This is a genomic window from Streptomyces sp. NPDC107498, from assembly GCF_055582805.1.
This window is the reverse complement of sequence record NZ_JBVJPE010000005.1, coordinates 404692-422147: the sequence shown is the minus strand read 5'-3', so window position 1 is coordinate 422147 and position 17456 is coordinate 404692. Positions and strand designations below refer to the sequence as shown.

18 protein-coding genes and 1 pseudogene are annotated in these 17456 nt (G+C 74.2%); 8 read left to right on the top strand and 11 right to left on the bottom strand.

Annotation, left to right across the window (positions count from 1 at the left end; genetic code table 11):
- Nucleotides 1–56: 56 nt before the first annotated feature.
- From ACZ66Z_RS12445 to ACZ66Z_RS12435, 3 genes are all read left to right on the top strand, one after another.
- Nucleotides 57–1622, top strand: a complete 1566-nt coding sequence (locus ACZ66Z_RS12445; RefSeq protein ID WP_469933909.1) for a class I tRNA ligase family protein — start codon at nucleotides 57–59, stop codon at nucleotides 1620–1622.
- A gap of 144 nt (nucleotides 1623–1766) precedes the next feature.
- Nucleotides 1767–3077: a D-inositol-3-phosphate glycosyltransferase gene (mshA, locus tag ACZ66Z_RS12440; RefSeq protein WP_469933945.1), complete on the top strand. Its 1311-nt coding sequence runs from the start codon at nucleotides 1767–1769 to the stop codon at nucleotides 3075–3077.
- A gap of 217 nt (nucleotides 3078–3294) precedes the next feature.
- A complete protein-coding gene (locus tag ACZ66Z_RS12435) occupies nucleotides 3295–3501 on the top strand; it encodes a hypothetical protein (protein ID WP_469933908.1) in 207 nt (68 codons plus the stop codon).
- Between the two features lie 193 nt (nucleotides 3502–3694).
- On the opposite strand, the gene ACZ66Z_RS12430 is transcribed toward ACZ66Z_RS12435, so the two are convergent.
- From ACZ66Z_RS12430 to ACZ66Z_RS12400, 7 genes and pseudogenes are all read right to left on the bottom strand, one after another.
- A complete protein-coding gene (locus tag ACZ66Z_RS12430; RefSeq protein ID WP_469933907.1) occupies nucleotides 3695–4747 on the bottom strand; it encodes a helix-turn-helix transcriptional regulator in 1053 nt (350 codons plus the stop codon).
- A 142-nt stretch (nucleotides 4748–4889) separates the two neighbouring features.
- Complete coding sequence (locus tag ACZ66Z_RS12425; protein ID WP_469933906.1) at nucleotides 4890–5921, bottom strand: LuxR C-terminal-related transcriptional regulator; 1032 nt, start codon at nucleotides 5919–5921, stop codon at nucleotides 4890–4892.
- A gap of 131 nt (nucleotides 5922–6052) precedes the next feature.
- Nucleotides 6053–6493 (bottom strand): Fur family transcriptional regulator, encoded by a 441-nt coding sequence (locus ACZ66Z_RS12420; protein WP_469933905.1) that lies wholly within the window; start codon nucleotides 6491–6493, stop codon nucleotides 6053–6055.
- A 121-nt stretch (nucleotides 6494–6614) separates the two neighbouring features.
- On the bottom strand, nucleotides 6615–7475 hold the full coding sequence (locus tag ACZ66Z_RS12415; protein WP_469933904.1) for a methyltransferase domain-containing protein: 861 nt from the start codon (nucleotides 7473–7475) through the stop codon (nucleotides 6615–6617).
- Nucleotides 7476–7774: 299 nt separating this feature from the next.
- Nucleotides 7775–8257, bottom strand: a complete 483-nt coding sequence (locus ACZ66Z_RS12410; protein WP_469933903.1) for a GNAT family N-acetyltransferase — start codon at nucleotides 8255–8257, stop codon at nucleotides 7775–7777.
- 123 nt (nucleotides 8258–8380) lie between these two features.
- Nucleotides 8381–9292, bottom strand: a complete 912-nt coding sequence (locus ACZ66Z_RS12405) for a M56 family metallopeptidase (RefSeq protein ID WP_469933902.1) — start codon at nucleotides 9290–9292, stop codon at nucleotides 8381–8383.
- A 149-nt stretch (nucleotides 9293–9441) separates the two neighbouring features.
- Nucleotides 9442–9789: pseudogene (locus ACZ66Z_RS12400) on the bottom strand (BlaI/MecI/CopY family transcriptional regulator); the annotation flags it as partial.
- Between the two features lie 83 nt (nucleotides 9790–9872).
- On the opposite strand from ACZ66Z_RS12400, the gene ACZ66Z_RS12395 reads away from it, so the two are divergent.
- The gene (locus ACZ66Z_RS12395; RefSeq protein WP_469933901.1) at nucleotides 9873–10040 is read left to right on the top strand and encodes a hypothetical protein; all 168 of its coding nucleotides are present in this window, start codon (nucleotides 9873–9875) and stop codon (nucleotides 10038–10040) included.
- Nucleotides 10041–10068: 28 nt separating this feature from the next.
- Here ACZ66Z_RS12395 and ACZ66Z_RS12390 read toward each other — a convergent pair whose 3' ends face one another.
- From ACZ66Z_RS12390 to ACZ66Z_RS12380, 3 genes are all read right to left on the bottom strand, one after another.
- Nucleotides 10069–10350, bottom strand: a complete 282-nt coding sequence (locus ACZ66Z_RS12390; protein ID WP_015035316.1) for a metal-sensitive transcriptional regulator — start codon at nucleotides 10348–10350, stop codon at nucleotides 10069–10071.
- A gap of 43 nt (nucleotides 10351–10393) precedes the next feature.
- A complete protein-coding gene (locus tag ACZ66Z_RS12385; protein ID WP_469933900.1) occupies nucleotides 10394–12658 on the bottom strand; it encodes a heavy metal translocating P-type ATPase in 2265 nt (754 codons plus the stop codon).
- Nucleotides 12659–12817: 159 nt separating this feature from the next.
- On the bottom strand, nucleotides 12818–13099 hold the full coding sequence (locus tag ACZ66Z_RS12380; protein WP_469933899.1) for a heavy-metal-associated domain-containing protein: 282 nt from the start codon (nucleotides 13097–13099) through the stop codon (nucleotides 12818–12820).
- A 186-nt stretch (nucleotides 13100–13285) separates the two neighbouring features.
- Between ACZ66Z_RS12380 and ACZ66Z_RS12375 the strand changes: the two genes are divergently transcribed.
- Complete coding sequence (locus ACZ66Z_RS12375) at nucleotides 13286–14269, top strand: hypothetical protein (RefSeq protein WP_469933898.1); 984 nt, start codon at nucleotides 13286–13288, stop codon at nucleotides 14267–14269.
- Nucleotides 14270–14320: 51 nt separating this feature from the next.
- Nucleotides 14321–15013 carry a copper homeostasis protein CutC gene (locus ACZ66Z_RS12370; protein WP_469933897.1) on the top strand — a complete coding sequence of 231 codons (693 nt, stop codon included), beginning with the start codon at nucleotides 14321–14323 and terminating at the stop codon, nucleotides 15011–15013.
- Here the strand turns inward: ACZ66Z_RS12370 and ACZ66Z_RS12365 are convergent.
- Nucleotides 15010–15609, bottom strand: a complete 600-nt coding sequence (locus ACZ66Z_RS12365; RefSeq protein WP_469933896.1) for a DUF2867 domain-containing protein — start codon at nucleotides 15607–15609, stop codon at nucleotides 15010–15012. The genes ACZ66Z_RS12370 and ACZ66Z_RS12365 overlap by 4 nt on opposite strands.
- Nucleotides 15610–15720: 111 nt before the next feature.
- On the opposite strand from ACZ66Z_RS12365, the gene ACZ66Z_RS12360 reads away from it, so the two are divergent.
- Both ACZ66Z_RS12360 and ACZ66Z_RS12355 read left to right on the top strand, forming a co-directional pair.
- Nucleotides 15721–16311 (top strand): TetR/AcrR family transcriptional regulator, encoded by a 591-nt coding sequence (locus tag ACZ66Z_RS12360; protein ID WP_469933895.1) that lies wholly within the window; start codon nucleotides 15721–15723, stop codon nucleotides 16309–16311.
- Between the two features lie 17 nt (nucleotides 16312–16328).
- Complete coding sequence (locus ACZ66Z_RS12355; protein WP_469933894.1) at nucleotides 16329–17228, top strand: aminoglycoside phosphotransferase family protein; 900 nt, start codon at nucleotides 16329–16331, stop codon at nucleotides 17226–17228.
- The last annotated feature ends 228 nt before the right edge of the window (nucleotides 17229–17456 follow it).

The following is a 17456-nucleotide window of genomic DNA, read 5'->3' as shown; positions in this document are numbered from 1 at the left end:
GAAACCGCGCCCCGCCGACCGCCCTGCGCCCGACGGCGCCCCGTCAAGGAGGTCCCATGAGCACCCCCGTCTGGATCACCGCGACTCCGCCCGCCACCCACGGCGAACTCCACATCGGCCACCTCGCCGGGCCGTACGTCGCCGCCGACGTCCTCACCCGCTACCTGCGCGCGGAGGGCGAGGCGGTCCGGTTCACCACCGGCACCGCCGACCACGCCAGCTCCGTGGAGGTCCGCGCGCTGCGCCACCACCGCAAGCCCGAGGAGGTCGCGGAGGGCTACCGCGCCGCGATCACCGCCGACTGGCTGCGGTCGGGCGTGGAGTTCGACCACATCGTGCGCCCGCGCCGCGACAAGGGGTACGGACGCTGGGTGCAGGACCTCTTCGCGAAGCTGTACGCGCAGGGCGTCATCGCTCCCCGGACCCGGCTGCTCCCGTACTGCGAGCCGTGCGACCGCTGGCTGCACGGGGCGCACGCCACCGGCACCTGCCCGCACTGCGGCGCGGCCAGCGACGGCGGGATGTGCCACGAGTGCGCCCGGCCGAACGACGGCGGCGACCTGATCGCGGCGCGCTGCGCGCTCTGCGACACCCCGGCGGTCGCCCGCCGCTGCCGCCGGCTGTACGTGCCCCTGGAGCCGTTCCGGGACACGCTCGCCGACTACTGGGCGACGGCGGGCCTGCCGCCGCGGCTCGCGGCGCTGTGCGAGTCGCTCGTCGAGGACGGGCTGCCGGACATCGCGGTGAGCCACCCCGCCGAGTGGGGCCTGCCGGTGCCGGTCGAGGGCTTCCCCGAGCACCGCGTCGACGGCTGCTTCGAGGCCGCCGCGATGCACCTCTTCGGCTACGACGCGAAGGGTCCGCTGCCGCGCCGCGCGATCCACTTCTGCGGCTTCGGGCACGCCTTCTGCCACGCCGTGCTGCTGCCGGTGCTGCTCCTCGCGCAGGACGTCAAGCTGCCGCAGGACTTCAACGTCAACGAGTCGTACGTCATCGAGGAGGGCGCCCAGGAGGGCAACGTCTGGGCGCTCGACCTGCTCACCGAGTACGGCTCCGACACCCTGCGCCGGCACGTCCTGCAGGCCCGTCCGCTCGGCCGCCGCACGGTCTTCCGGCGGGAGCGGCTCGCCGCCGCCCGGCACGAACTGGACGAGAACTGGAACAGCTGGCTGTCCCGGCTCTTCTCGGCCGTACGGGAGGAGTGCGGCGGCCTCGCCCCGCAGGCGCTGCCCGGCGGCACCGGCTGGGAGATCCTGGAGCGGCGGCTGCACCGGGGCGTGGACGACCTGCGCGAGGCGTACGGCCCCGACGCGTTCGACCCGCGCCGGGCGGTCGCCGTCCTGGACGAGATGGTCCGCTCGGCGGCCGACTTCGGCCACGTCAACGCCCACGAGCGGTGCCGGCCCAGCACCTCCTGCCGTCACCTCCCGGCGCTGGCCGGCCAGTTGGCGGTGGCCTCGGCCCTCGCGGCCTGGTCGCGGCCGGTGATGCCGGAGGGCGCCGACCGGCTCGCGGCGGCGCTGCGGGTGGAGCCGGGGCGGCCGGTCGACTGGCACGCGCTGGTGCCCCCGCTGCCGGGGACCCGGCTCGCGCCGCCGTCGGGACCGGTCTTCGGTTTCTGACCCGCCCCTCTCCGCCCCGTACTACTAAGCAACTAAGTACTTCCGTAGGAAATGCCCCTGCCGCGTGACCGCGCGCGCGACGCGCAGGGACGCGTGGCCCCCGCCTCCCTCACACAGGAGCCCCACGTGTCCCTGCGCGTCGCCATGCTCAGCGTCCACACCTCCCCGCTCCACCAGCCCGGGACGGGGGACGCCGGCGGCATGAACGTCTACATGGTCGAGCTCTCCCGGGCCCTCGCCGAACAGGGCGTGGAGGTCGACCTGTTCACCCGCTGCCGGGGCGAGGGCGCGCCCCCGCTGGTCGAGCTCGCGCCGGGCGTGCGGGTCCGGCACCTGCACGCCGGGCCGCGCCGGGCGCTGCCCAAGGAGGCCATGCCCGACCTGGTGGTGCCGTTCTCGCTGGCCCTGCTCAAGGAGGAGCGGCGCTACGACCTGGTCCACTCGCACTACTGGCTCTCCGGGCAGGCGGGCCGGATCGCCGCGGTGGGCTGGCGGATCCCGCTCGTGCACACCGCCCACACCCTGGCCAGGGTGAAGAACGCCTCGCTCGCCGAGGGCGACGCCCCCGAGCCGGAGCTCCGCGTCCGGGGCGAGCACCAGGTGGTGGGCAGCGCGGACCGGCTGATCGCGAACACGGCCGACGAGGCGGAGGCGCTGCGCTCGCTGTACGGGGCGGAGGGGGAGCGGACCGAGGTCGTGCGGCCCGGGGTGGACCTGCGCACCTTCCACCCGGGCGGGGACGCCTCCCGGGCCGGGGGCTCCGGGGCGGGGCGGGCGGCGGCCCGGGCCGGGCTCGGGCTGCCGGCCGGGGCGTTCGTGCCGCTCTACGCGGGCCGCATCCAGCCCCTGAAGGGCCCGGACGTGCTCGTCCGGGCGGTGGCGGAGCTGCTGCGGGAGGCGCCGGAGCTGCGCCGCCGGCTCCTGGTGCCGGTGGTGGGCGGGCACTCGGGTGCCTCCGCGCGGGGCTCGGCCCTGCGGCTCGCGGAGGAGCTGGGGGTCGCCGACGTGCTGCGGCCCTTCCCGCCCGTGCCGCAGGAGCGGCTCGCGGACTGGTACCGGGCGGCGGACGTGCTGGTGGTCCCCTCGCGCAGCGAGTCGTTCGGCCTGGTGGCGGTGGAGGCGCAGGCGTGCGGGACGCCGGTGCTCGCGGCGGCGGTGGGCGGGCTGCCGACGGCGGTGTGGGACGGGGTGACGGGGTTGCTCGTGCGGGGCCACGACCCGGTGGAGTACGCACGGCGGCTGCACTGGTTCGCGACGCACCCGGAGGCGGTGGAGACGATGGGGGCGGCGGCGGTGCGCCACGCGCGCGGGATGAGCTGGCGGGTGTCGGCCGCGCGGACCGTCGAGGTGTATCGGGGAGCCCTCGAAAGCGGGTTGGGGCAGGGGCGGCGGCACGCCCCTGCCCCGGCGGCCCCTCTCTCCTGGAGGAACGAGAAGGCCGTAGCACAAGTCTAGCATCTCTTTTGGTTCGACCAAAGGTATGGCGGGCTCCGGATGCATCAATTCCCGTTTCTCGACGGTACATTGACGCATCCACGCCATGGCGGATCCACGCACGGACAATCCCTGGATCCGATTCGGGGGCCGGGACAGAATGGAGACGTCTTCAGGGAACGCCCGGCGGCACGGGCCCCCGGAAGTCCGCATTCACATTCCACGTCCTGGAGGAATCATGTCCGTCGCGCAGAACACCGGCATCCGCAAGGCCGTCAGCCGCCTCGTCGTCGCGATGGCCGCGTGTACCGCGGTCGCGGCCGGCGCCGCCGTCGTCGCCACCCCCGACAGCGCCCCGGTCACCCCCCACACCATCGCCGGCGTCGCGGACGACAACGGCTGGCCGGTCCCCCCGGTGAACCCGACCCCCAGCCCCACCAACTGAACCGACACCCCGGGACGTTCACCCGGCAATTCCCCCGGGCGATCCCCTCCGGGCGGTCCCCGGGCGATCCCCCGGCGGCCCTCGATCAATCCCCTCCGGACGGTCCCCCGGAAAATCCCCACCGTGAGGCCCCGCAATCGCTGCCACGATTGTGGGGCCCGCGCATTTCCCCGCCGCCCGCCGGCCCGGACGCTCAGTCCAGCCAGCCGAGCCGCACCGCCCGCGCACCCGCCTCAAAACGGCTCGTCGCCCCCAGCTCCTGCATCAGCTCCGAGATCATCCGGCTGACCGTCCGCAGCGACACCCCGAGCGTGCGCGCGATCCGCTCGTCCTTCATCCCCGAGGCCAGCATGTGCAGCGCGGCCCGCTGCTGCTCCGAAAGGCCGTCACCGCCCGCCTCCGCCGTCGCCTCGTTCCCGTACGGGGTCGCCGTGTGCCAGCAGTGCTCGTACAGGCTCAGATACGGCCGCACCAGCGCGCTGCCCCGCGCCAGGATCGCGCCCTCGCCCGGCTCCTCGGGCCGGATCGGCACCAGCGCGAACTGCTGGTCGGCGATGATCAGGTTCATCGGCACCACCGGAGCGAGCCGGATCTCCACCCCCAGCTCCGCCCGCTGCCCGAGGAACTTCTCCATCCGCGGGTCCGTCGCCTCCTGCCGGCCGTAGACGGCGCGCACCCGCACCCCGTTGGCGAGCTGCCGCCGGTCCCGGTCGAGCATCAGCTCCGGGTTCTGCCGGCCCGGCGTCCCCGGGTGCATCGAGGCCGAACTCTCCTGCATCACATCGGTGATGTCCTCGATGGCCTGCTGGATCCTGCGGTAGTCCGTCAGCGCCTCGACGTGCGCCTCCGCCCGGGTCAGCGCCTCGGCCCGCAGATAGGAGCCCGCCAGGACCTCCAGCGTGCTGTACGCCTCGTCCGCCTCGGCCAGGTGCTCCCGCAGCCGCTCCCGCTCCCGCTCCAGGAGCCGCAGCAGCGCGATCTCCGGATCGATCGCCGCCACCGTGTCCGTCTCGGACCGCCAGCTGCCGTCCTGCACGGCGTCGATGGTGGCGTGCACCTGCCCCGTGGGCACGATGAGGCCCAGGGCGAGGAGTTCGCGGCGACATCGCTCGTACTCCTCCGGCGCGAGCCCCACCTCCCTGCGGACCTCCTCGAAGTCCGAGACGCCCCGACGGCGCAGCTCCTGGTACACGGCAAGCAGGACGTCGGTCGTGCCGTCCCCGATGCCGTCGCCCGCGGTGACCATGGCGAAGTGCCCCCCTCATCCTCCGAGACGGCCCCGCCCCCACCCGGTCATGCGGCGCGGCGGGAGTCCGTCGTGCGCTTTCCGCGGCCCGCACGGCCCCCGTGGGCCGTACGCGTCCTCCCTGACATCCGAACTCCTCGTACTAGTCCACGGGTTCCGGCCCCTCGCCGTCCAGCAGCCCGAGCCGGGCCGCCTTGACGCCGGCCTCGAAGCGGCTCGCCGCCCCCAGCTCCTGCATGACCTCGGAGAGCAGCCGGCTGACCGTCCGCAGCGAGACGCCGAGGCTGCGCGCGATCTGCTCGTCCTTGATGCCCGAGGCGAGCATGTGCAGCGCGGCCCGCTGCTGGTCCGAGAGGCCGTCGCCGCCGGACTCCCCGGGCTCCTCGCCGTACCGGGCGGCCGCCTGCCAGCAGTACTCGTACAGGGCGAGGTACGAGCGGACCAGGCCCGGGCCGCGGGCGAGGATCACGGGCGAGTCCGGGTCGTGCGGGTCCGTCGGCAGCAGGGCGAAGTTCTCGTCGGCGAGGACCATGTTCATCGGGACGACGGGGGAGAGGCGCAGCTCCACGCCGAGCGCCGCCCGGTCCTCCAGGTGCTGGGTCATCTCGGGCACGGTGCCGACCCGGCGGCTGTACATGGCGCGGACCCGCACCCCCCGGGCGGCCCGGGAGCGGTCCCGCTCCAGCTCGGCGGCCATGTCCTCGCGCCGTACGGACCCGGTGTGCATGACGTGGACGGCGGTGCGCACCGAATCCGTCAGGTCCGAGACCTCCCGCAGCACCCGCTGCGGGTCGGTGACGATCTCGACCTCGACCTCGGAGCGGGGCGCGGCCCCGGTCCGCAGGAACGGTCCGGCGAGGGCTTCGAGGGCGGTGTGCGCGCGGCTGGTGGCGGCGAGGCGGTCCTGGAGCCGGTCGCGCTCCCGGCGCAGCAGCCGCAGCAGGGCGACGTCCGGGTCGAGGACGACGGGGCGGGGGGCCGGGTCGGGGGCTTCGGGGGCGGCGGTGAGTCCTAAGGAGGCGAGTTCGCGACGACATCGCTCCCGCTCGTCGGCGGTGAGCTCCAACCGGTCGGCGACCTCGTCGAAGCCGGCCTCGGGGCGGGCGCGGAGTTCCCGGTAGACGGCGAGAGCCTGATCGCTCCCCGCCCGGGACACGGCGGCGTTTCTGGACACGGCGCAGCAGACTCCCCTCGGATCCGGTGGACCCTGTCGAATCGCCCCGCTAGACCCTGCCACAAAATCGAACGACACGCACGGAGTTGACCGGGGCCGAAGCGGCGGGCGGGCGGGGAGGTGACGGCGGCTCAGACGCCGGGACCGGCCGCCCGGCAGTCGGGGCACAGACCCCTGAAGACGACCTCCGCGTCGTCCACCCGCCACCGCGGCAGGGAGCCGCGCGGCGGCTCGGGCGCGGTCGCGGAGACGTTCTCCACACGACCGCACGCGGTGCACAGGGCGTGCTGGTGGGGCGGCCCGGAGACCTCGAACACGGCGGGCAGGCCGGGCCGGTCGAACTTGGCGACCAGGCCGGTCTCCTGGAAGTGCCGCAACATCTCGTACACGGCCTGGCTGGTCAGCGTGCCGAGCCGCTCGCGGGCCGTCGTGGTGATCGCCTCGACGTCCAGATGGCCGCCGGCGGCGAGCACCGCGAGCACCTCCAGGCGCGGGCCCGTGACCCGCAGCCCGACATCGCGCAGGCGCTGGATCACCGCCTCGCGGCCCGTCAGCTCTTCCACGACTGCCATCTTCTCCGCCCGCCACCTGGTTGGCCCAAACGTTTGTGGGCATCGTACCTCTTGCTCGTCAACCTCGGCAGGCGCTCTTCGGCCGACCCCCCGTCCCGTACCGGCCCCCGTCCCGCACGCCTCAGTCGTCCGTCCTGCACACGAGGAGGACGGACTCGGTCCGCTCGTCGATCCGGTGGCGCCGCCTGCCCTCGATGTGCAGCCCCGCCGAGTGCAGCTCGGCCGCGAGCCGCTCGGGGTCGACGATCCACTTGTCCGTGGTCAGCACGACCCGCTCCGAGGAGAGCTTGCCGGTCCTGGCGGAGTAGTACGTGATCCGCTCGCTCATCGACGGCAGGTCGAAGACCTGCCGGGCCACCACCCACTCGTCGATGCCGTCGAAGCGCGGCACCTGGAACGCCCAGGTCCGCCGCGGCTCCGCGATCAGGCCCGGCAGCTGGTGCGCGGTGTAGTCGAGGGCGAGCGCCCCGCCCGCCTCCAGATGGGCGGCGACCTCGCGCAGCAGCTCCGGCCGGCTGGCCGGCGGGACGGCCGTGACCATGGCGCCCGCGAGCAGCGCCAGCCGGTAGCTGCCCCGGAGGCGGAGCGCGGTCAGGTCCGCGCGGCGGGTGACGACCAGCCCGGCCACCTGCGGGCCGATCCGGCGGGCCCAGCCTTCGAGGCGCTCCAGGGCCGAGGCGTCCCGGTCCACGGCTTCCACGGCGAAGCCGTGCCGGGCGAACGGGACGGCGAGCCGCCCGGCGCCGGAGCCGAGGTCGAGGACGGGTCCGCCGGTGGAGCGGGCGAGGCTGAGGTAGCGGACGATGTCCGCGCTGTGCGGGCCGAGCAGGGCGTCGTGCAGCCAGACGGAGCCCTCGTCGACGGGGGAGACCGATTCGAGCCCGGGGAGGGTGTCGGCGGTGACCCGGATGCCGGCGCCGGGGGCGGGCTCCTGGTCGGGGCCGTATCGGGACGGCAGGACCGGAGCGAGCGCTGCGGGCACGACGGGCAGGGAAGTGCCGCTCGGTGTGTGCATCGCTCCTCCAGGGGCTCGCTCGGTCCATGCCGTCCGGGCGGGGAACCCGTGCCGCCGGGCCCGCGCCGCTGAACCCATCCTGACCTGGGAGCGAACCCCCGATCCACCGGATCGGGCTGCGTGAACACGCGATGGCGTGGATCTGCCACGGTGGACTTCGGGAGGGCGGCCGACCGGGAGGGCGGCCGGTCGGGAGGGCGAGCAGACCGGGAGGGCGGCCGGTCGGGAGGGCCGCCGGTCGGGCGAGCTGCCGGGAGAACGGCCGGTCAGGCGAGCTGCCGGCTCCACCGCCTCGGGGAGAGCGCCGCGAAGCCGAGGCGGGCGTAGAAGGGGAGCGCCGGATCGGCCTCGGCCGGGAGCTCCACGCGCTGCTCCCGGGCGCCGTAGTCGCGCATCCGGTCGGTCGCGGCGGCGAGCAGGGCCGTGCCGACGCCGGCCCGGCGCGCGCCGGGCTCCACCGCCAGCGCGTACACCTCGCCCTCGCCCGGGACCGGGACGCCGCCGGCGGCGACGCCGACGACCCTGCCCTCCGCACCCGTGGCGACCAGCCAGCCGAGCCAGCCGGGGGCGCCCCCCGGAATTTCAATTTCCGCGCGTATGCGGGGGAGTGCGCATTGCGCGGAGATCAGCCGCCGCATCGGGATTTCGTCCAGTATTCCGGCGTAGCTGCTCCGGATGGTGTCGGCAAGCAGTCTGGATATCGTGGTCGCGTCGCCGGCCGCTGCCGTACGAACGCCGGCGAGCTGCATTGGTTTTGCACCCTTCGACGTGCCGAGTCCGAACCCCAACGTACCCACAATAGCGGGGCATTCCGTGATCCGTGACCGATGCGAAATCTACGAATTCGCTTAGTAAATAACGACGTTCACGGATTACTGGGGGAACGAGCAGCACGCGATCACCAGGGGGGCCATCGCGAGCCCCGCCGCCGCGATCGTCAGGAGCCCGTACAGCACGGGGTGCCCCGAGCTGTACGGGGTGAGGATCCGCCGCATCCGCAGCGCCGCCGAGGGCCCGCCCGCCGCGAACGCGGACCGCGGCGCCCGCCCCGAGGCCAGCGCGTACAGCGCCGTCGCCAGCGCGTCCCGCGTGCACCGGCGCAAGGCCCGGTCGTCCGCGGCCATTTCGAGCAGCAGGGGTACGGCGGGCCCGCCGTGCCGCGCGAGCGGGAGGCGCGGGAAGACGGCCGCGAAGGCCTCCGCCGCCGCGACGAGGAGGTGGTGCCGGCCCGTGATGTGCGCCCGCTCGTGCGCGAGGGCCGCCGCGAGCTGGTCGGGCGTCAGGGCGTGCACCGCGCCGGAGGAGACGACGACCCGGCGCGAGCGGCCCGGCAGGCAGTAGACGGCGGGGCGCTCGTCGTCGAGGACGGTGGCCCGCAGCACGGGGTCGTACCGTCCGACGAGCCGCAGCACGCCCGCGTGCCGCGTCCGCTTCCGCCGGGCCCGGGCGAGGCGGCGGACGAACGCGGCGGTGGGCAGCGAGAGGACGAGGAGCGAGAGGCACAGGGCGAGCCGTTCGCGCCCGTCGAGGTGCAGGAGCCGGTCGGGCGCGGGCGGCCGGAGGGTGAACATCATGTCGGCCAGCCGGTGGCCGTCGTCGCCCGACAGGACCATCTGGGCGAGCAGCAGCGCGGAGGCGAACGCGAAGCCGGCGCCGCACGCGGCCCAGACGCCGAGGGCGAGCCGGGGCACCTGCTGGGCCCAGCGGGCCCGGGCCACCAGCCAGGGCACGACGAAGCCGGTGAGGAGGACGAGCCCGAGCGGGACGAGGACGTGGTGGTTCACGCGCCGGCTCCGTCCCCGGGGCGGGCCCCGTCCCCGGACCGGATCCCGATCCCGGGCCGGATCCCGTCTCCGGAGCGGGCCCCCTCCCTGGGGTGGACCCCGTTCCCGGGGCGGGCGCCGCCCCCGGGGTGCGGGCCCTGGTCGCCCCGGGCGGCGCGGAGGGCCGCGTCCAGGGCGGCCATGTCCTCGTCCGAGATGACCTCGACGAAGCGGAGGAGGGCGGCCGGGCGGTCCCGGCTGTCGCCGAGGGCGTCCCGCATCAGGCCCGCCGTGTACTCCTCGCGGCCGCGGACCGGCTCGTACAGCCAGGCCCGTCCGGACTTCTCGCGCCGGAGCCAGCCCTTGCGGTGCAGGATGTCCGCCACCGTCATCACCGTCGTGTAGGCGACCCGGCGGCCCCGATTGATGTCGTCGACGATCTCGCGGACCGTGGCGGGCCGCTGCCATGCCCACAGCCGGTCCATGATCTCGGCCTCCAGCTCTCCCAGCCGGCGCACGTGCATCCCCTCCCCCTACGGGCGGCTCATCGTACGGGCCGCTCCGCCGCGCCAGGTATACCCCCTGGGGGTACAATGGCGGGATGTCGACCCTCAGGAATCCCCTCATGGAGAACCGCCCCTGCGCGAAGGTCTGCGACTCCGGTCTCCCCGGTCGGGCGGAGCTGGTGCTCCTCCGTCAGCTGCTCGGCCTCTGTCTCCGGCTGAGTCTCACGCTGTCCGCCGACTGCCCTTCGCACAAGGGCGGTTGATGCCTCCCGGGTGACCCCGGGGACTCCGTCACGTCCGGATCAGCCGGGCGATGGCCTTGGACGCCTCGCCCACCTTCACCTTCGCCTGGTCCCCGCCCTGGGCGATGGCCTCCGTGACGCAGCAGCTCAGGTGCTCGTCCAGGAGGGCCACCGCGCAGGACTGGAGGGCCGCGTTGATGGCGGAGACCTGGGTGAGGACGTCGATGCAGTAGACGTCCTCGTCCACCATCCGCTGCACCCCCCTGACCTGGCCCTCGATGCGCCTCAGCCGTCTGATGATGTCTTCCTTGTGCTGTCCGTAACCGGCCACGGCGGGCTCCTCGGGGATCAGGGGTTCACAGGGCGGGAGGTGATCAGCGGTCGGCGGCCTGGAAGCCCCGCAGGCGGAGGCTGTTGCCGACCACGAAGACCGAGGAGAAGGCCATGGCCGCACCCGCGATCATCGGGTTGAGCAGTCCGGCCGCCGCGAGCGGCAGGGCGGCCACGTTGTAGGCGAAGGCCCAGAAGAGGTTGGAGCGGATGGTGCCGAGGGTCTTGCGGGAGAGCCGGATCGCGTCGGCCGCGGCCCGCAGGTCTCCCCGGACGAGGGTCAGGTCGCCGGCCTCGATGGCGGCGTCCGTGCCCGTGCCCATCGCGAGCCCCAGGTCGGCCTGGGCGAGCGCGGCGGCGTCGTTCACGCCGTCGCCGACCATGGCGACCGAACGCCCCTCGCCCTGGAGGCGCTTGACGACGTCGACCTTGTCCTGCGGCATGACCTCCGCGATGACCTCGTCGATGCCGACCTCGGCGGCGACGGCCTGGGCGACCGCCTTGTTGTCACCGGTGAGCAGGATCGGCGTCAGACCGAGCGCGCGGAGCCGCTTGACGGCCTCGGCGCTGGTCTCCTTGACGGCGTCGGCGACCTCCAGGACCGCGCGGGCCTTCCCGTCCCAGGCGACCGCGATGGCCGTCCTGCCGGCCCTCTCGGCCTCCTCCTTCGCCGACTTGAGTCCGGCGGGCAGCTCCATCGCCCACTCCTCGAGCAGCTTCTCGCGACCGACGAGGACGGCGTGCCCCTCGACGACGCCCTGGACGCCGAGGCCGGGGACGTTGGCGAAGTCCTCGGGGGTGGGCAGGGTGCCGACCTTGGCGGCGGCGCCGGTGGCGACGGCCTGGGCGATCGGGTGCTCGGAGGAGTGCTCCAGGGCGCCGGCCAGGCGCAGGACGTCGGTCTCGTCGGTGTCCCCGGTGGCGTGGACCTTGAGGAGGGTCATCCGGCCGGTGGTGACGGTGCCGGTCTTGTCGAGGACGATCGTGTCGACCTTGCGGGTGGTCTCCAGGACCTCGGGGCCCTTGATGAGGATGCCGAGCTGGGCGCCGCGGCCGGTGCCGACCATGAGGGCGGTCGGGGTGGCGAGGCCCAGGGCGCAGGGGCAGGCGATGATCAGGACGGCGACGGCGGCGGTGAAGGCGGCGGTCAGGCCCTGTCCCGTACCCAGCCAGAAGCCGAGGGTGCCGAGCGCGAGGGCGATGACGACCGGCACGAAGACGGCCGAGATCCGGTCGGCGAGGCGCTGGGCGGCGGCCTTGCCGTTCTGCGCGTCCTCGACGAGCTTCGCCATCCGGGCGAGCTGGGTGTCGGAGCCGACGCGGGTGGCCTCGACGACCAGGCGGCCGCCGGCGTTCAGGGTGGCGCCGGTGACGGAGTCGCCCACGCCGACCTCGACCGGCACGGACTCGCCCGTCAGCATCGAGGCGTCGACCGCCGAGGAGCCCTCGACGACGGTGCCGTCGGTGGCGATCTTCTCGCCCGGGCGGACCAGGAAGCGGTCCCCGACCTGGAGTTCGGCGGTGGGCACGGTGACCTCGCGGCCGTTCCTGAGGACGGTCACCTCCTTCGCGCCCAGCTGCATCAGCGCCTTGAGCGCGGCGCCCGCCTTGCGCTTCGAGCGGGCCTCGAAGTACCGGCCGGCCAGGATGAAGGCGGTGACGCCGGCCGCGGCCTCCAGGTAGATGTTCCCGGCGCCGTCGGTCCGGGCGATGGTGAACTCGAAGGGGTGCGTCATGCCCGGCGTGCCGGCCGTGCCGAAGAACAGCGCCCACAGCGACCACAGGAACGCGGCGATCGTGCCGACCGAGATCAGGGTGTCCATGGTGGCCGCGCCGTGCTTGGCGTTGGTCCAGGCGGCCCTGTGGAAGGGCCAGGCGGCGTAGACGACGACCGGGGCGGCGAGCGTGAGGCTCAGCCACTGCCAGTACTCGATCTGGAGGGCCGGGACCATCGCCATCGCGATGACGGGCACGGCGAGCGCGACGGCGGTGATCAGCCGCTGCTTCAGCGGCCGCAGCTCCTCGTCGGCCTTCTCCTCGTCGGTGGGGCCGTCGGCGCCGGGGGCCTCGCTCCTCGGCGGCTCGGGCTCCCTGGCGGTGTAGCCGGTGGCCTCGACGGTGGCGATCAGGTCGGCGACGTCGACGTCGGCGTCGAAGGTGACCTTCGCCTTCTCGGTGGCGTAGTTGACGGTGGCCTCGACCCCGTCCATGCGGTTGAGCTTCTTCTCGATGCGGGCCGCGCACGAGGCGCAGGTCATGCCGCCGATGGCGAGCTCGACCTGGGCGGTGCCCGGAGTGGTCGTGGTCATTTCCTGCTCCTCGGGTGCAGCGGGGTTCGGGGGCCGGGGTCCGGGCGTGGTGGGCGGACCCCGGCGGCCGGGGTGGTGCGGGCGGTGGCCGCCTGCCGGGCGGACCGTCGGGTACCGGGACGGGGGCGCCGGTGGGGAGTCGGTCGGCCCGGCGGCGGATCAGGCCCGGCCGGTCAGCTCGTAGCCCGCGTCGTCGACGGCCGCGGTGATCGCGGCGTCGTCGGGCTCGCCGCCGGTGGTCACGGTCACCAGGCCGCCGTCGACGTCGACGTCGACGGAGAGGACGCCGTCGAGGGCGCTGACGGACTGGGTGATCGCGCTCTTGCAGTGGCCGCACGTCATGCCGGAGACGGCGTAGACGGTGACGGTGCTGTCGGCGACCGCGACGGCGGCGGTCTCCGTGGTCGAGCAGCTGTTGTCGGGGGTGCAGCAGGAGCCCATGGCTTCCTCCTCGGTCGATCCTTCCGGGCGATACCCTCGGGGGGTATCTGTTCGTGGATCCATGTATACCCCCCGGCGGTATGTGGCGCAAGCGTCGACCCGACGTGACTTTGATACCCCCCAGGGGTATGGTGAAGTGCATCGGACGCACACGTGCCCATGCCACCCACGTACGGGAGAGCAGTCATGAACACCGGAGTGAAGATCACTGCCTTTGCCGCCGCGCTCGCCGCGACCTTCGGGACCGCGTACGGGGTCGGCAAGGGGGTCGGCCCCGTCGAGGAGCCGAAGGGGGCGGAGCACGGCGACCACGCGGAGGCGGCTCCGACCGGCGGCCACGAGGGCCACGAGGAGGGCGCCACCGCCCCGGCCCCGGACCTCCCCGGCGGCCTCCAGGTCTCCCAGGACGGCTACACCCTGGCCCTGGAGACCCCCACCCCCGCCGTCGGCCGCAGCACCCTGAAGTTCTCCGTCAAGGACGCGGCCAGCCGGAAGGTCACCGCCTTCACCGCCGAGCACGGCAAGGAACTGCACTTCATCGTCGCCTCGCGCGACCTCACCACCTTCCGCCACCTGCACCCGGTGAGGGCCGCCGACGGCACCTGGTCGGTGGACGCGGACCTGCCGGCCGCCGGCGGCTACAAGGCCTTCGCCGACTTCAAGCCCGCCGCCCCCGGCGCCAAGGGCGTCACGCTCGGCGCCGACCTCGCCGTCCCGGGCGCGTACGCGCCGAAGCCGCTGCCCGCCGTCGCCCCGACGGCGAACGTCGACGGCTACCGGGTCCGGCTCGGCGGCACGCTCGACCCGGGCAAGGCCGGCGAGCTCCGCCTCACGGTCACCAAGGGCGGCAGGCCGGTCACGGACCTGGAGCCGTACCTCGGCGCGTACGGACACCTCGTCGCCCTGCGCGACGGCGACCTCGCCTACCTCCACGTGCACCCGAACGAGGGCGGGCCCGGCCCGGACGTCTCCTTCACGGCGACGGCGCCCAGCGCGGGCACGTACCGCCTCTTCCTCGACTTCCAGCACGAGGGCAAGGTCCGCACGGCGGCCTTCACGGTGAAGGCGGGCGCCACGGGCGGGACGACGGCTCCGGCCGGGAGTGGAGCGGGCGAGACGGGTGAGACGGGTGAGGCGGGGCACGATGCGGGAGGCCACGCGCACGGATAGTCTGGTCATTGGACTAGACCTGTAGTCGTCATTCATGGAGGAATGGGCGAGATGAGCAACCGTGCTGTCCTTGAGGTGATCGCCCTCGACGAGGAGGACGCGGTCGCTGCCCAGACCGGTGGCGCCGACCGGCTGGAACTCGTCACCGACATGGCGGCGGACGGCCTCACCCCGTCCACGGCCTCCTTCACCGTCATCCGCCGCGCCGTGGACATCCCGCTGCGCGTGATGCTCCGGCTCACCGACGGATTCGCGGCCGGTGACGTCGACGCCCTGGTCGGCCGGGCGGAGGAGCTCCGCGCGGCGGGCGCGACCGAATTCGTCCTCGGCTTCCTCACTCCCGACGGCACGCCGGACCTGGTGGCCGTCGAGCGCCTGGTCGCCGTCCTGGACGGCTGCCGCTGGACCTTCCACCGGGCGATCGACCGCGCCGCCGACCGCGACGGCCTGCGCAAGCTCCTCGCCGACCTGCCCGGCCTCGACACCTATCTGACGGCCGGCGCGGCGACCAGCGTCGACGACGGCCTGCCGACCCTCCGCGCCGAGGCCGCCCGGACGGGCGAACCGGGCTACGAACCCCAGATCCTCGTCGGCGGCGGCCTCCGCCTCGACCACCTCCCCGCCCTCCGCGCGGCCGGCCTCACCGCCTTCCACATCGGCGGCGCGGCCCGCCCGCGGGGCTGGACCCACCCGGTCGCGGCGGAAGCGGTCCGGACGTGGCGGGAGGCGCTGGACACCCCCTAGGGGTTCCGCCCGAGCAGTCGCTCCCGGTCCCGCCAGGCGGTCTCCCACTGGCGGGTCATCGCCGGGTAGACGACGAGGTACCGGAAGGGCGTGATCAGGGCCATGTAGAGGCGGCCCAGGCGGCCGTTGGGCTTCACCAGGACCGCCATGCGCAGCTCGTGGCCGCCGTCGGGCGTCTCCACCCAGCCCAGGTGCATCACCCCGTGGACGGTCTTGTTCGCCAGCTCCCGGGCGCACTCGTCGTGGAGCTCGTACAGCGGGACGAACGGGCCCGGGCCCGGGACGGGGGCCGCCGTCGCCGTCAGTTCCTCCGGCATGCGCTCGCGCAGCGACCGGACGCGCGGGCCGAGGCCGTCCTCCGGGTCGTCCCAGCCGAGCAGGGCGCCCAGCTTCCAGCGCACCGCGAACAGGAACCGCGTCGGTCCCGACTGCCGGGAGGAGTCGGCTCCGGCCGTGATCGCGGCGAGCACGCGCGGGAAGTCGTCGGGTCCGGCGCCCGGGGCGCGGAAGGACCAGACGTCCTCGACCGTGAAGTCGGGGGTGAAGGCGTGGATCCGCCACGGCCGGGTGGTGTGTTCGGTGACGGGGAGCTTCATGGCGCTGTCGCCTTCCCAGTTCTGTACGCTTGCGTATAACGACGAGGCCAACGATGCCAGACCGAATGTACGGTGGCGTATATTCAGTCGTCGAGTGAGGGAGGACACACCGTGGGCGCCGCACGCACACCCCGCGGACGATGGGTGGAGGAAGGCCTGACCGTCCTCGCGGACGGCGGCCCCGACGCCGTCCGCGTCGAGGTGCTCGCCAAGCGCCTCGGCGTCACCAAAGGCGGCTTCTACGGCCACTTCGCCGACCGCGACGCCCTCCTCGCCGCCATGCTCGACACCTGGGGGCGGGAGGCCGCCGACCAGGTGATCGACCGCGTCCGCCAGGACCCGGACGGCGACCCGAGGACCCTCATCACCCTCGCCGGCATGCTCACCTTCTCCGGCGACCGGCTGCGCCCCATCGACCTTGCCGTCCGCGACTGGGCCCGTCGCGACGAGACCGTCGCCGCCCGCCTGCGCCGCGTCGACAACCGGCGCATGGAACTGCTCCGCGAGATGATCGGCACCTTCTGCGCCGACCCCGACGAGGTCGAGGCCCGCTCCCTCCTCGCCTTCTGCGTGGCCATCGGCCACCACTTCCTCGCCGCCGACCACCAGGGCCGCACCCGCGTCGAGGTCCTCGCCCGGGCGGGCGACCTGATCCTGGACGTCCCGAAGGAGCCGAAACCCCGTGGCCCGGAAGGCGCTTGACCGCTAGCGTCGCCCGTATGACCACCCCCGCCGTCGACACCACCCCCGCCGTCGACACCGCCCTCGTCGAGCGGCTCATCGCCGCCCAGTTCCCGGACTGGGCGGGACTTCCCGTACGGGAGGTGGACTCCGCCGGCACCGACAACGCGATGTTCCGGCTCGGCGACGACTTCGCCGTACGGCTGCCGAAGGCCGACTGGGCCGCCGCACAGGCCGAGAAGGAGCAGAAGTGGCTGCCCCGCCTCGCGCCGCACCTGACCCTGCCCGTGCCCGTGCCGGTCGGGCGGGGCACACCCGGCGAGGGCTACGACACGTCCTGGTCCGTCTTCGCCTGGCTGGACGGGACCGACGCCCATGCCGCACCGATCACCGATCTCGCCCACGCCGCCGTCGAGTTGGGCCGCTTCGGCGTCTCCCTGCGCGGGGTCGACGCGACCGGCGGACCCGCCTCCTCCCGGGGCGGCCCGGTCACCGACTGGGAGCAGGGCGCCATGGGTCCGGCGATCCGGGACCTCGGGGCGGACGGCACGATCGACGCCGAGGCCGCCACCGCGGCCTGGGAGTCGGTCCTCCGCCTCCCGCCCTGGCAGGGCGATCCCGCCTGGCTCCACGGCGACCTGCTGCCCGGCAACCTCCTCACCCGCGACGGCCGTCTGCACGCCGTCATCGACTTCGGCTGCCTCGGTACGGGCGACCCGGCCGTCGACCTCATGGCCGCCTGGTCCCTGCTCACCCCCGCCACCCGCCCCCTCTTCCGCGAGGCCGCCGCCGTCGACGACGCCACCTGGGCCCGCGGTCGCGGCTGGGCCCTGTGCTGGGGCGTCGTGACCGAGCACGCCTACCGGGGGAGGAACCAGGTCCTCGCGTCCGTCGCCCACCGCACCTGGACGCAGGCGCTCCCCGAACACGACGACTAGGACCCGCCCCCCCCCGCTGCGGGCGGCGCCCTCACCGGGGCGGCGCCCCGCCGGTCCCCCGTTGTGGGCAACTGTTCCGCTGGGGCGGGGTACCCGCTCTGCTGCGGGCGGCGCCCGTCGGTCCCCCGTTGTGGGCAATCGTTCCGCTGGGGCGAAGGGGGTCCCCCCCTGCTCGAGCGAAGCCGAGAGCTTGGGGGAGGGTGGGCACAACGGACGGCGCCCCTGGCC

What these genes read in the sequence shown, in the direction of transcription:
- ACZ66Z_RS12380 (WP_469933899.1), bottom strand. Translation starts at nt 13,099, where the DNA reads ATGGGCTCCTGCTGCACCCCCGACAACAGCTGCTCGACCACGGAGACC.
- ACZ66Z_RS12445 (WP_469933909.1), top strand. Translation starts at nt 57, where the DNA reads ATGAGCACCCCCGTCTGGATCACCGCGACTCCGCCCGCCACCCACGGC.
- ACZ66Z_RS12370 (WP_469933897.1), top strand. Translation starts at nt 14,321, where the DNA reads ATGAGCAACCGTGCTGTCCTTGAGGTGATCGCCCTCGACGAGGAGGAC.
- ACZ66Z_RS12375 (WP_469933898.1), top strand. Translation starts at nt 13,286, where the DNA reads ATGAACACCGGAGTGAAGATCACTGCCTTTGCCGCCGCGCTCGCCGCG.
- ACZ66Z_RS12365 (WP_469933896.1), bottom strand. Translation starts at nt 15,609, where the DNA reads ATGAAGCTCCCCGTCACCGAACACACCACCCGGCCGTGGCGGATCCAC.
- mshA (WP_469933945.1), top strand. Translation starts at nt 1,767, where the DNA reads ATGCTCAGCGTCCACACCTCCCCGCTCCACCAGCCCGGGACGGGGGAC.
- ACZ66Z_RS12385 (WP_469933900.1), bottom strand. Translation starts at nt 12,658, where the DNA reads ATGACCACGACCACTCCGGGCACCGCCCAGGTCGAGCTCGCCATCGGC.
- ACZ66Z_RS12395 (WP_469933901.1), top strand. Translation starts at nt 9,873, where the DNA reads ATGTCGACCCTCAGGAATCCCCTCATGGAGAACCGCCCCTGCGCGAAG.
- ACZ66Z_RS12355 (WP_469933894.1), top strand. Translation starts at nt 16,329, where the DNA reads ATGACCACCCCCGCCGTCGACACCACCCCCGCCGTCGACACCGCCCTC.
- ACZ66Z_RS12435 (WP_469933908.1), top strand. Translation starts at nt 3,295, where the DNA reads ATGTCCGTCGCGCAGAACACCGGCATCCGCAAGGCCGTCAGCCGCCTC.
- ACZ66Z_RS12420 (WP_469933905.1), bottom strand. Translation starts at nt 6,493, where the DNA reads ATGGCAGTCGTGGAAGAGCTGACGGGCCGCGAGGCGGTGATCCAGCGC.
- ACZ66Z_RS12410 (WP_469933903.1), bottom strand. Translation starts at nt 8,257, where the DNA reads ATGCAGCTCGCCGGCGTTCGTACGGCAGCGGCCGGCGACGCGACCACG.
- ACZ66Z_RS12430 (WP_469933907.1), bottom strand. Translation starts at nt 4,747, where the DNA reads ATGGTCACCGCGGGCGACGGCATCGGGGACGGCACGACCGACGTCCTG.